This is a genomic window from Nitratidesulfovibrio termitidis HI1, from assembly GCF_000504305.1.
In the GTDB taxonomy this organism is placed as follows: domain Bacteria; phylum Desulfobacterota; class Desulfovibrionia; order Desulfovibrionales; family Desulfovibrionaceae; genus Cupidesulfovibrio; species Cupidesulfovibrio termitidis.
This window is the reverse complement of sequence record NZ_KI632512.1, coordinates 2,237,737-2,250,349: the sequence shown is the minus strand read 5'-3', so window position 1 is coordinate 2,250,349 and position 12,613 is coordinate 2,237,737. Positions and strand designations below refer to the sequence as shown.

At 67.0% G+C, this 12,613-nt stretch carries 6 protein-coding genes and 1 tRNA gene; 3 read left to right on the top strand and 4 right to left on the bottom strand.

Annotated elements, in window-relative coordinates; all coding sequences use genetic code 11:
- Positions 1–4 precede the first annotated feature (4 nt).
- Positions 5–91 (bottom strand) — tRNA-Leu (locus tag DESTE_RS09225).
- A 500-nt stretch (positions 92–591) separates the two neighbouring features.
- On the opposite strand from DESTE_RS09225, the gene DESTE_RS09220 reads away from it, so the two are divergent.
- A complete protein-coding gene (locus DESTE_RS09220; protein WP_035067104.1) occupies positions 592–1,536 on the top strand; it encodes a bifunctional riboflavin kinase/FAD synthetase in 945 nt (314 codons plus the stop codon).
- A gap of 172 nt (positions 1,537–1,708) precedes the next feature.
- On the top strand, positions 1,709–3,526 hold the full coding sequence (locus tag DESTE_RS09215; RefSeq protein ID WP_035067102.1) for a chloride channel protein: 1,818 nt from the start codon (positions 1,709–1,711) through the stop codon (positions 3,524–3,526).
- Between the two features lie 15 nt (positions 3,527–3,541).
- Here the strand turns inward: DESTE_RS09215 and DESTE_RS18230 are convergent, their stop codons facing one another.
- The 3 genes from DESTE_RS18230 to DESTE_RS09205 form a co-directional block, all read right to left on the bottom strand.
- Positions 3,542–4,666, bottom strand: coding sequence for a DEAD/DEAH box helicase (locus DESTE_RS18230; RefSeq protein ID WP_198015350.1), 1,125 nt, complete (start codon positions 4,664–4,666; stop codon positions 3,542–3,544).
- Between the two features lie 12 nt (positions 4,667–4,678).
- The gene (locus DESTE_RS18225) at positions 4,679–6,793 is read right to left on the bottom strand and encodes a hypothetical protein (RefSeq protein ID WP_198015349.1); all 2,115 of its coding nucleotides are present in this window, start codon (positions 6,791–6,793) and stop codon (positions 4,679–4,681) included.
- A gap of 539 nt (positions 6,794–7,332) precedes the next feature.
- Entirely contained in the window at positions 7,333–8,460 is a 1,128-nt protein-coding gene (locus DESTE_RS09205; protein WP_156925310.1) for a tRNA1(Val) (adenine(37)-N6)-methyltransferase, read from the bottom strand.
- A gap of 312 nt (positions 8,461–8,772) precedes the next feature.
- On the opposite strand from DESTE_RS09205, the gene DESTE_RS09200 reads away from it, so the two are divergent.
- The gene (locus tag DESTE_RS09200) at positions 8,773–12,546 is read left to right on the top strand and encodes a UvrD-helicase domain-containing protein (protein ID WP_035067100.1); all 3,774 of its coding nucleotides are present in this window, start codon (positions 8,773–8,775) and stop codon (positions 12,544–12,546) included.
- Positions 12,547–12,613: the final 67 nt, after the last annotated feature.

Here is a 12,613-nt window from a genome sequence, read left to right as displayed (position 1 = left end):
CTCGTGGTGCCGAAGGGGAGAGTCGAACTCCCACGGGGGAACCCCCACTAGACCCTGAACCTAGCGTGTCTACCAATTCCACCACTTCGGCGCGGAGGAGTCGTATAGCCACAGGAGGGTGAGCTTGGCAAGCGGTTTTTTTGCCCGGCGTAAAAAAAGATGCCGATATATATGGATGGCGGGCGTTGCCCCGGTGTGAAACCGGCATCTTGCACGGGCACTGGCGAGGTGCGGCCCGACCCCTCCCTTCTCCCCCCCCCGGGGGGGGCCGGGAAATGCCGTGGTCAGCCGCAGCGGCAACGGCCACGGGCACCGCTTGTCCGTCTGGTCTTTCGCCTGCCCTACGCTCCGCTCTGGCCCTGTTCCGTCCCATGCCCGTCCCTTGCCCGACACGTCCACGCGTTCGTCCGTGCGTACGGCCATCACGTCCCCGCCCTTGAACCCTTGCGCCGTTTGGGGTAGCACGAGACGGCGCGGTGCCGGAACGTCGGCCCCGCGCCGCCAGCCGTTCACGCTGGCCCCGCGCCGCATACCCCTCGCCGTCCGATCCGTCGACATGCGCCGCGCACCATTCCGCCGTCACGAGTATTCATGGAAATCGCACGCGAAGTACAGGAAATCGGCCTCGACCTCTCGCGGGGCAGCTGCGTCACCGTCGGCAACTTCGACGGCGTGCACAACGGCCACCGCAAGCTCATCGGGCGGGTCATGGCCAAGGCCGCCGCGCTGGGCGTGCCCTCGGTGGTGGTCACGTTCTGCCCGCATCCGTTGCGGGTGCTGGTGGGGCCGCACACCCCCCCGCTGATCACCGATTACGAGAAGAAGCTGGACCTGTTCGAGGCGCTGGGGGTGGACCTGACCCTGATGCTGCGCTTCACCCGCGAGATGGCCGCGCAGGAGCCGGAGGAGTTCGTGCGCCGCGTGCTGGTGGACGCCCTGCACACGCGCGAACTGGTCATCGGCTACGATTTTTCGCTGGGCAAGGGGCGCAAGGGCAACTTCGAACTGCTCCAGCGCCTGGGCACGCAGTACGGCTTCGCCACCGAACGGCTGGACCCGGTGATCATCAACGACGCCGTGGTCAGTTCCACCCGCATCCGCGACCTGATCCGCGCGGGCGACGTGTGGGACGTGCGCCCGCTCATGGACCGCTTTTACACCGTGCGGGGCAAGGTGGTGCACGGCATGGACCGCGGCGGCAAGCTGCTGGGCTTTCCCACCGCCAACATGGAGCCGCGCGACGAACTGATGCCGAGGCCCGGCGTGTACGCCACCTGGGTGCAGATCGACGGGCAGGTGTACCAGGGCGTGACCAACGTGGGCTTCAACCCCACCTTCGACAATGCCCGGCTGAGCGTGGAAACCCACATTCTCGACTTTGACCGCGATATCTACGACTGGGAGATCCGCGTCTCGTTCGTGCATCGCCTGCGCGACGAGCGCAAGTTCTCCGGCCTGGATGAACTGGTGACCCAGATCCGCCGCGACGTGGACCTGGCCCGGCAAATCCTTTCCGCGCCCGACGCGCGCCTGTAGTTTTCCGGCGGGGTACACCCCGCCGCATCGGCGGGACATGTCGCCCTGCCGGTTTCTTCGCCCGCCGCGCGCCCGGCCATGTGCCGCGCCGCGCGGCCCGCATGCCGCCGTAACGCACAGCGCCCCTGTGTGTTGACGGCATGTCCGCGTTACCTTCAGCATTGGAAGCATCATGGTACGCATACTCAAGAAACCCGTGCACGAATTCCTGCGCCTGTACCGCACCGTGGCCTATGTGCGCCTTGGCGTGCTGGGCATGGGGCTGGGGGTGCTCTCCGGCTGCGCGGCCATCCTGTTCTTTCTGGGCATAGAGGCGGGCAAGCACTACATCCAGGTGCTCTGGGCCGGGCTCTCCCTGCCCGCCCCGGCGGGAGAAACGCTGTTCGGCCACGCGGAGGACGTCGCGCGCGCCTACCGGCCCTGGGTCATCGTGGCGGCGCTGGGCATCACGGGGCTGGTCACGGGCTGGCTGGTGCAGCGCTTTCTGCCCAAGAGCCTGGACGGCATGACCGACGGCACCGACGCCATGATCCGGGCCTTCCATGCGGAAAAGGGCGTCATCCGCCGCCGTGCCCCGCTGCTGAAGGGGCTGACCTCGATCTGCACCATCGCCTCCGGGGGCAGTGCCGGGCGCGAGGGGCCGGTGTCGCAGATCGGGGCGGGCATCGGCTCGTGGATGTCCATGCGCCTTGGGCTTTCCCCGCGCGAACGGCGCATCCTGATGCTGGCCGGGGCGGCAGGTGGCCTGGGGGCCGTGTTCCGAGCCCCGCTGGGCGGCGCGCTGACCGCCATCGAGGTGCTGTACCGCGAGGACTTCGAGTCCGAGGCGCTGCTGCCCGCCGTGCTTTCGTCGGTGGTGTCCTATTCGCTGTTCACCTTCGTGTTCGGCACCGCGCCCATCTTCGGCATTCCGCGCTTCAGCTTCACTTCCGTGCTGGAATTGCCGTGGTACCTGCTGCTGTCGCTGGCCTGCGCCGCCACCGGCTGGGCCTACGTGCGCACCTTCCGGGTGCTCAAGTATTCGGTGTTCGGCAAGCTGCGGGCGCGGGTGGGCATCATGTGGACCACGGCCCTGGGCGGGGTGCTCATGGGGCTGTTCGGCATCCTGTACCCGCCGGTGCTGTCGGACGGCTACGGGTGGATCGAGCAGGCCATCCTTGGCCAGTTGCCCGTGATAACCATGGTCACCATCCTGCTGGGCAAGACGCTGGCCACGGCGCTTACGCTGGGTTCCGGCATGAGCGGGGGCATGTTCGCCCCGGCGCTGTTCGTGGGCGGCATGACCGGCGGGGTGGTGGGGTTTGCCGCGCAGCAGATCCAGCCGAACGTGGTCACCCAGCCCGGCGGCTACGTGCTGGTGGGCATGGCCGCGTTCTTCGCGGGCATCGCGCACGCGCCCATCGGGCCGCTGGTGATGGTCTGCGAACTCACCCAGGGGTACGGGCTGCTGGCCCCGCTGATGCTGTCCTCGGCGGTGTGCATCCTGCTGGGGCGGCGCACCGCGCTGTACGAGAACCAGGTGGAGAACAAGTTCGAATCCCCCGCCCACCTGCAGGACGCCACGGTGAACCTGCTGGCCACCATGCGCGTGCGCGACTGCTACACGCGGGGCCGGGTTGCGGTGGTGGAGGAAAACGTGACCCTGAAAGCCCTCACCGACATCATCGCCAACACGCAGGCGTTCACCTTTCCGGTGCGGGGCATGCGCGGCAAGCTGAACGGCCTGCTGGCCGTGCAGGACGTGCGCGGCATCCTGTACGAGGCGGACTTGTTCGACCTGGTGCTGGCGGGCGACCTGGCCCGGCCCCTGACCGCGCTGACCGAGGACGACGACCTGTACACCGCCCTGCTGGCCTTCGTGGAGACCGACCTTTCGCAACTGCCCGTGGTCTCCAAGGATAACGAGGAAGACGTGCTGGGCCTGCTGGAACGCTCCGACCTGTTCCGGGCGTACAGCGAATCGCTGAAGGCGCTGCGCGAGGAACAGTAGGAGACGTTCCGTCCGTCAGGTGCGCGTACGGGGCAGAGCGTCCGCCAGTGCCGCGAAATGTCCGATTCGGGACCATGCATCGTACGATCCGATGACGTACAGGTTCCGTTTTGCCCGTGACACCGCAACATTGAGGATGTTCGGTGTGTTCCCCGCCCACATCCTGGCGCCGACCTCCGCCGCGCCAGGAGCCCCCAGCACGAAGATGACCGTATCCGCCTCCCTGCCTTGAAAGGTGTGGATGGTGCCGATGCGGCGCTCTGCCCATTCTTTTGGGTCCGCGCGCAACGCTGCGAACAGGGAGTTTTTTCCCCTCGCGGCTGTGCGAAGTCCGTTGGAGACATTCCGGAACGGGGTGATGATGAAGGCATCGGGGTCCGCGATGCCTGCGTCGGCCAATTGTTGCAACAGACCGTAAGCCATGTCTCCTTCGGCGGCACTCCACTTGGCGTTGGAGGGACTCAATATGTCCAGCCAACATGAGGGGCCCAGTGCGTCGGCTACCGCGCACGCGCGACATGGGGCAGGCGCATGCACCATCTGCCCGTCATACGCGATGCGGTTGGATATTCCGAACATGGGGTTCTGGCAGCGCCGGTGCACAAGCAGCGGCACGCCCACGCGGCGTGGTTCCGGGTCCGCCGCAAATGCAGCCTGGAAATCCGATGCATGGTCGGCCAATATCTGGGCTGATGCCTCGGGCGCGGCCCAGTGCAGCGGATCAACGTGGAAATGGCGGCACACATTTTCCACAAGTCGTTGCGGCAAGGTGACGACAGGCGGAACCTGCATGGGGTCACCTACCACGATGGTGCGCCGCGCCCGCATGATTGCGCCTGCGGCGGCCTGCGGCGTTGCCTGCCCTGCCTCGTCGATGAGCAGCCAGCCGAGACTTTCCGGCGGCAGGTCGCAAAGCATGCGCTCTACCGAAGCGAAGGTGGAGGACACCACAGGGACAACCATGAACAGCGACGACCACAGGTCACCCAGCAGGGCGCGTTTGCCGGGGTCTTGCACAGGTCCGGACATGAATCCGGTGAGCACTCCGATATTGTGCAGGAGTTTTTGAGCGGAAACGTCGATGAACGCGCGATGGACATCCAAAGCTGCGATGAACAGGTTTTCCCGTTTCTTGTGCAAGCTGGCAGGGATTCACGGTGCGGCAAGGTTGACGGCCTCATGCCCCGTGCCGAAGAAATGCTCGTCCACCATGCGTTCGCCCAAGGTGGAACGCCATGACGCAACCTGACGTGCAAGTTCCGACAGTTCGCGTGTGAGCGCATCAAGGGCAACTTCTCCCGAGCGGAGTTCATCAGCCAGGGTATTCAGGGCTGCCACGGCCTGTGCACGCACCTGCTCGGTATCGCGCACTGCCGCAAGAGCCGCCGCCACGGCATCCAGCAAGGCATCGTTGTCTGCTGCCCATTGTTTCCACCGGGCAGTGCGGAACAGGCGAGAGAAGAAACCCGGACGTGTAAGCCGGTGGTGTTGCGCCACGGAGGCTTGCCGCTCGTGCGCTTGCCGGGCGGCGTCGGCGTCGGCGATGCAGGCATCCCTGGCTGCTGCCGCCTGCTCGTGCCGTGCGGCAAGCTGTGCATGGGCTTCCCGCAGTTGCGCATGCCTGGTCCGGACAGCCGGAATGCGCAGGCAGCTTTGGCGAACTTGTTCCAGTGATGCCAACTCGTTTTCGACATCTTTTTTGAGTGCCAGAAAGCGCGCCTTGCAGGCTTTCCATTGCGCAAGCGCCAGTTGCGGAGTTGGAGGACGTTCCTCTTCGACGATGCGCGGCGGGCGCTGCCCTATTACATTGCCCGTCTTGGGGTCCAGGACCGGAATCTGCTGCGGCTTTCCGGCGGCGGTTTTCAGATAGCCAGCCAGGCCGCAATCCTTGTCCCACCAGAATGCCCTTTGAAACGCCGCGCAGTTCGCCCGGTTTCCCAGCACGGCGGCGATCAGCCCCCAGGTTTCAACGGGGGCTGCAACGTCTATGGCGCTAGGGGCGCCGTCACCATCCCATGGGTTTCCGCCAGTGGCACCTTGCTGCAGCCTGTCGCTGGCGGTTTTGAAGTAGCGCAGTTCGTCCGTGGAGCGGCCAACGGCGGAAAGCGCCGGAAGTTCGCGGCTGATGTTCTCCACGGCCTTGTTGTTGCTTGATGCCACAAGAATTTCATGGCCCTTCAAGCGGGAATCCACGTGGTAAAGGTGGTAGAATGCCCCCCCACCGAAGGCTATCTGCTGTCCGGATGGCCTGAAGGCAGACACGGGATTGTCAAAACCCACCATGGCCACTGCCCGGTCGAATACGCACGCGGCGACCACATCCCGCAGCAAGGTGGTCTTGCCAGTGCCGGGCGGGCCGTTGACGGCAAGGATACCGCCGTTGGGTCCAAGTTCCTTTCGGGAAAGGTTCACGGCGGCCTGTTGCAATGTCACCAGCGGGTGTCCGCCTGGGCTTGGCCAGCGGGCGGGGGGCATCACGGCTGGCGAGATAGCCTGCTCCAACGCTGCCGTGTCGGTCAGCAGGTCGGGCGGTGACTGCGGTGTTTCGACGCCGAGATAACGGCGGAGGCCCTTGGGCAAATCGCCCTGCTGGGATTGTCCGAGGCATCGACCAAGGTCATGCAGGAAGAAGGAATTGAGCAGCAACGGTTCCGGAGGATTCTGGGCCTTGTAGTAATGGTAGACGCGTACGGCAAAGGTGGGCGGTGTTGTCATCTCGCCCGGAATGGCAAAGTGCCGGGTAAGCCAGTCGAACGCTTCCATGATGTCGTCATGCGTCAGGGGCAGCGGCGCGCCGTCCTCATCGGTTTTGCGCAGCATTTCCTCCAGAGCCTCGGCGGTCTGCCGTTCCACGCATGTCCATGCGCCCAAAACCTCAAGACGCTGTTGCAGGGCCAAAGGCAACGCCCAGGCAAAACTACTGAGCGCGATACAGTTTTCGGCCAGCAGGATGCCGTGCCTGTCAACGAGCAGCGTGGCAATTGCGGCGTTGCCGCCTTGCCGGGACGGCTGTTCATCGTTTTCGCCAAATGCGGCGACCATGGCGTCGGTAGCCTTGCCCATGGAGATGGAGCCGAGAACAACCTGATAATACAGTTGCGTTTTGGGGCGTGCTTTCGCTCCCGGTGGGTTCCACGGTAAACTGCGGTCAAGCAGGGCTATGCAACTCCGGTCTCCATTGGCCAGGTCTTCGGGCCTGCTGAACGCTTGTGGTGACAATGCTTCCAGTGCGGTCCATGCGGCAAGAATGCGCGAGGGGGGCGGCATTTTGTCCGGAGAAGGAAATGATGGCGCTTCCGGGTTAAGATGCGGTGGGGAAGAGGCGGATGGCGTTACGGGTGCCGTGGGGGACTCACCAATAGGGGACGCAGCTGCTGCACTGCCGTGTGTCGTGTTAGGCGTGGGCGGTGCGGGAGTGCCTGCCTGAGTGGTTGGCGGAAAGGGGACGGCGGGCGTGCCGCTGGCGGCAGATGGCCTGGCGTCAGGCTTGGTTGGCGCGCTATTCTTCATATCCCGAGTGACTTTTGCGTTAAGGGCAGCAGCGCGGACCGTTTGCCGGTGGGATAATTCCTGTGCAATAGCGTGTAGTACAGAAACGTCTGCCCCCCGCGTGGCGTATAGATCTTCAAGGTGCTCTATGCTGGCTGAGAAATATGGCCGGTTGGGTTTCTTGGGCATGCTTCCCCCTGAGTTTGCGCAGGCCGATGGCGCACTGCACATGCATGCGCTATGGCTGTGAAGCGCCAAAAAACCTCGCTTCCGCATAAGCTGTCAAGTACGTGCCAGTGCGAAGAGGGGGCGTTGCTCTACCGCCCTTTCCCCCTGGCGTTGCAGGCCAGCAGGGGGCAGAAGGTCAGCGCCTCGTCGGTGAGGGCCGTGGCTGCCCCCTCGCCCGCATGCAGGATGAGCGGCGGTTCCACCACCAGGCCGGGCTTGCCCGCGCGGCGGGCCTCCACCAGTACCAGCGTTGCCGGGCCGTGGGCGCGGGCATGCACGCAGCGCAGCCGGGCGGGCTCCTGCCCCGTGGCTCGCAGCGCCAGCAGCAGGTCGGGCAGGCGGTCCGGCCCGTACACCCAGCAACTGCGGCCCCGCGCACGCAGCAGGCGTGCCGCTGCCCGCGTGAAGGCGGGCAGTGTTTCGGGCGTCTCGAACAGGGCGCGGGTGCGCTGGCTGCTGGGCGAGGGGCGACCCGAGCCGTGTCGGCGGTAGGGCGGGTTGGCCACCACCAGATCCATGGATGCGGCCCGGGGCAGGGCGTCGAAGGCGAGCGCGGGGTCGGGCAGGTTCGCTGCCTTCGTGAATTCGCGGGCTTCGGGCATGCCGGAAATGTTCCTCTCGTCCTTGCAGCCGTCCGAGCCGGTTGCGGTAAGGTCCGCCCGCAGCACCCGGAAGCGATCCGCCAGCCCCAGCCGCGCCGCGTTCTGGCGCGCGGCATCGGCCAGTTCCCCGTCGATGTCGATGCCGGTGCCCGTCAGGTGCGGGTGGGCCAGCAGCAGGGCCAGCCCTACCACGCCGCAACCGGCGCCAAGGTCGGCAAAGGTCGTCATGCCCGCCATGCCCGCTATGCCTGGGGACGCGCCCTGTGCTGCACCCTGCCCCGACATGGGCTGCGCATGAGGTGTCGTACTGCGTTCGTCGCGCAGGTTTTCCGCCCTCACCGCCAACGCGTTTCCCTCCGGCAGGCACTCCCCCGCAAAGGCCGCCAGCAGCAGGGCGTCCACGGAAAAACGGAAGCCGCCCACCGGCTGGGCGAGACCGCGCGGAAACAGGGCGCGGGCCTGGAGGACGACGTCGGGCGTGGTGCCCGGCGTGCCGGGGCTGCCAGTCCGGTCCGGTTCGTCCGGTTTGTCCGGTTTGTCTGGTTTGTCTGGGGGGCCGTTCGGGCAATCTGGCCCGTGTGGGGCCTTGGGGGTATGTGGGGCGTTGCGGCGCATGGGGGCAGGCTATCCGGGCGGCGCCGGGTTGGCAACGGGTGCCGCCCCGTTTGCCCTGGCGAACCCATTTGCCATCGCTGATGATTTTGGTAGACAAGAGTGACGGCGGCAGACCCGCGCGGCGTCATTGCCATGTGTCTTGGGGCCGTCCGTTTTCCGCGTCGCGTCGTTCCGCCGCCTGCCGTTCCGGTGCTTTCGCCCCGCATGCACTGCCGGATACGGGACATGAAACATGGGGCATGGCAAAGGCGGTGCATCTGCCCCCCGTCCGCATTCCATCCCCTTCCGGCCAGCCCCACAGGAGCCCGCCCGATGCAACAGTTCCGGGCCGACCTGCACATCCATTCCCGCTTTTCGCGCGCCACCAGCGGGCGGCTCAACGCCCGTCATCTGGCCGCGTGGGCGCGGGTAAAGGGGCTGGACGTGCTCGGCACCGGCGACTTCACGCACCCCAAATGGCGGGCGGAACTGGCCGAGCAACTGGTGCTGGACGAGCCCAGCGGCCTGTACCGCCTGCGCGACCCGCGCGGGCTGGACGCCGAACTGCCCGAATACGCGGGCAAGCCGCTGGCCGGGCGCACCCTGTTCATGCTCCAGGCCGAAATCAGCAGCATCTACAAACGCGGCGGCAAGGTGCGCAAGGTGCACAACCTTGTCTACGTGCCCGACATGGACGCCGCCGACCGCCTGTCGCGCCGCCTGGCAGAGGTGGGCAACATAGAATCCGACGGGCGGCCCATCCTTGGCCTGGATTCGCGCAATTTGCTGGAAATGGTGCTGGAAACGCATCCCCAGGCATTTTTGATCCCCGCGCACATCTGGACGCCGTGGTTCGCCCTGTTCGGCTCGAAGTCGGGTTTCGACTCGGTGGCGGAATGCTTCGGCGACCTGTCGTCCGAAATCTTCGCCATGGAAACGGGCCTGTCGTCCGACCCGGAGATGAACTGGCTGTGGAGCGAACTGGACCGCTTTGCGCTCATCTCCAATTCCGACGCGCATTCCGGCGAAAACCTGGGGCGCGAGGCCAACCTGTTCTCCGGCGAGATCGGCTACGAAAGCATCCTGCGCAGCCTGAAGGGGCAGGGCATCGGCGGGCGCTTTCTGGGCACGCTGGAATTCTTTCCCGAGGAAGGCAAATACCACCTGGACGGCCACCGCAAGTGCGGCGTGGTCATGGAACCGCGCGAAACCCGCGCCCGTGGCGGGCTGTGCCCGGTGTGCGGCAAGCCGGTGACCGTGGGCGTGCTGCACCGGGTGGTGGAACTGGCCGACCGCGAAACCCCCATCCAGTCGCCGGGGCAGCAGGGCTACCTTTCGCTCATCCCGCTGCCGGAAATCCTGGGCGAGTTGCTGGGCGTGGGTTCCAAGAGCCGCAAGGTGGCGGAACAGCACGCCCGGTGCATTGCCCGGTTCGGCTCGGAACTGAACATTTTGCAGGACGTGCCGGAGGCCGAGCTTTCCCGGTTCTGGGAACCGCTGGGCGAAGGCATTGCCCGCATGCGGCGGCGCGAGGTGCTGCGCCAGTCGGGCTACGACGGCGAGTACGGCGTGGTGCGCGTGTTCACGGACAAGGAGCGCGCCTCCATCCAGCGCCGCTCCGTGGTGGGCGGCCTGCCGCTGCTGGAGGGCATGGGCGTGCCCGCCGCCCCCCGCGCGGATGCCGGAAAGGACGCGCCCCGCGCCACGGCCAAGGGCAAGAAGGGCAAGGGCACGGACCGCCCCTCGCTGCTGGATGCCGCTTCCGGCCAATCAGGCGAATCGGGCCAGTCAGGTGAATCGGGCCAGTCTGGTGAATCGGGCCAGACGGGCCCGGTCCCCGGCACGGCGTCCGACAGGGCTTCCTATACGACGCTGGGGGCAGCGTCCGGCCCCGCCGCAGAGCCCGAATTCGAATTTTCTCCCGCGCCCGGCACCCCCGACCCGTCCCCTGTTTCCGAAACCGACGACGGCCCCCCGCCGCCTGCCTTTGCCGCGTTCAGCGCGCCCCGCCCGCCGGAAGGCGCCACCGTGCGCTTCAACCCCGCCCAGCGCCGCGCGCTGACCGCCGGACCGCAGCCGGTGCTGGTGCTGGCCGGTCCCGGCACGGGCAAGACCCGTACCCTGGTGGGCCGGGTGCTGCATCTGGTGGAAACGGGCATCGACGCCCGGCGCATCCTGGCCGTCACCTTCACCCGGCGCGCGGCGGCGGAAATGGACGAGCGCCTCGCCACCGCCCTTGGCGAGGACGCCCCCCTGCCGCGCACCGACACCCTGCACGCCCTGGCCTTCGAATACTGGCACCGGGCCACGCCCACGCCCCCGGTGCTGCTTTCGGAAGAGGCGGCCCGCCGCGTGTTCGCCGAGGCCAACCCCGACGAGCCCGCCCAGCGGTTGCGCGAGGCGTGGGAAGCCATCGGGGTGTGCCGCGAGAAGATGCGTTCGTGCCTTGTGGAGCACGCCCCGCTGCTGGCCCGCTACACCGAGCAGAAGGCGGCCTGGAACCTGGCGGATTACACAGATCTGCTGGAATTCTGGCTGGATCAGATGCAGAACAACATCTACGCCAGCCCGTGGCGGCATGTGCTGGTGGACGAGATTCAGGACCTTTCGCCGTTGCAACTGACGCTGGTGCGGGCGCTGGCCCCGCGGGGCGGGGCAGGCTTTTTCGGCATCGGCGACCCGGACCAGTCCATCTACGGCTTCCGGGGCGCGCACGGCGACGTGGCCGCCTTCCTGCGCGAGGCATGGCCCGACCTTTCCGTGGTGGCGCTGGAGGAAAACTATCGTTCCTCGGCGCGCATTCTCGATTTTGCGGGCGGCCTTCTGCAGGGCCGTTCGGCCTGCGGCCCGCTACGCGCCGCGCGCGACCTGCCCGGCGAACTGCACCTGTTCGAGGCGCCCACGGCGGAAGGCGAGGCAGCCTGGATCGGCGAGCAGATTCGCGGCCTCATCGGGGCCACCAGCCATTCGTTGCTGGACGCCGGGCATGGCCGGACGCGCCGGGGCACGGTGCTGGACGAGGGCGGGTTCAGCCCCGGCGACATCGCCGTGCTGGTCCGCGTCAAATCGCTGATTCCCCAATTGCAGCGCACCCTGACCCGCTTTGGCGTGCCCTGCGCCGTGCCCGAGGCCGAGTCCTTCTGGGCCGACCAGCGGGTGGCGCTCATTCTGGGGGCCGCCGGGCGCATGCTGGGCATCGGGTCCACATCGTCCCCGTCTGGTCCCGCGTTGCCCGCCGGACTCAGTCACCGCCGCCTGGTGGCGGAAGGGGTGCATCCCTCGCTGGCCGGTCGGCTGGGGCTGGATGCCTCGCCGTTCCCCGTGCATCGGGGCGGGGACGCGACTGCCGATGCTTCCGATGCAATCGATGCATCCGGCCCGTCTGGCATGTCTGGCCCGTCTGGCATGTCAGATTTATCTGGCGACGGGGGCGACGTCTCCGGCGTTTCCGGTGTCGAGGGCACGGACTCCATAGGCGGTGAGGCCCCCCTGCGGCCCGACGCGGAAATTCCCGCGCGCGGCCTGCCGCATGAGGTGGACTGCCCGCCCAAGGTGCTGGCCCGCGGTCCGCTGGGCGTGGCCGCCTACCTGCGCGAAACCCCGCCCTTCGACGATCTGTTCTGGCAGTCCTCGGCCTTCCGGGCGCTGTCCCGCGCCTACGACACCCACGGCGGCTGGGCCGGGCTGATGAACTGGATCAGTCTGCAAAGCGAACTGGAACTGGTGCGGCGCGGCAGCGAAAAGGTGCAGATCATGAGCCTGCACGCGGCCAAGGGGCTGGAATTCCGCGCGGTGTTCCTGCCCGCGCTGGAGGACGGCATCATGCCCTTTGCCGGGGCGGGCACCCTGACCGGCAAGCCCGATCGCGACGGCGCCAGCCCGGACGCCCGTACCGACCTGGACGAGGAACGCCGCCTGCTTTACGTGGGCATGACCCGCGCGTCCGAGGGGCTGTTCCTCAGCTGCGCCGCGCGCCGCCAGCTGTATGGCCGCGAACTGCGCCTGAAGCCTTCGCGTTTTCTGGACGACGTGCCGCTGGAAGGGCTGCGCCGTTCCATGCTGGTGCAGCACCAGAAGCGCAAGGAGCGCCAGCTGTCGCTGATGTGATGTCGTCGGTTTCCGCCCGCTCCTGCGTCTGCTGTCCGGCAGGCCGCATCCTTCCGCCCCTTCCCCC

Excerpts from the sequence above, each read along its gene's own strand:
- DESTE_RS09220 (WP_035067104.1), top strand. The coding sequence starts at position 592 with ATGGAAATCGCACGCGAAGTACAGGAAATCGGCCTCGACCTCTCGCGG.
- DESTE_RS09215 (WP_035067102.1), top strand. The coding sequence starts at position 1,709 with ATGGTACGCATACTCAAGAAACCCGTGCACGAATTCCTGCGCCTGTAC.
- DESTE_RS18225 (WP_198015349.1), bottom strand. The coding sequence starts at position 6,793 with ATGCCGCCCCCCTCGCGCATTCTTGCCGCATGGACCGCACTGGAAGCA.
- DESTE_RS09205 (WP_156925310.1), bottom strand. The coding sequence starts at position 8,460 with ATGCGCCGCAACGCCCCACATACCCCCAAGGCCCCACACGGGCCAGAT.
- DESTE_RS09200 (WP_035067100.1), top strand. The coding sequence starts at position 8,773 with ATGCAACAGTTCCGGGCCGACCTGCACATCCATTCCCGCTTTTCGCGC.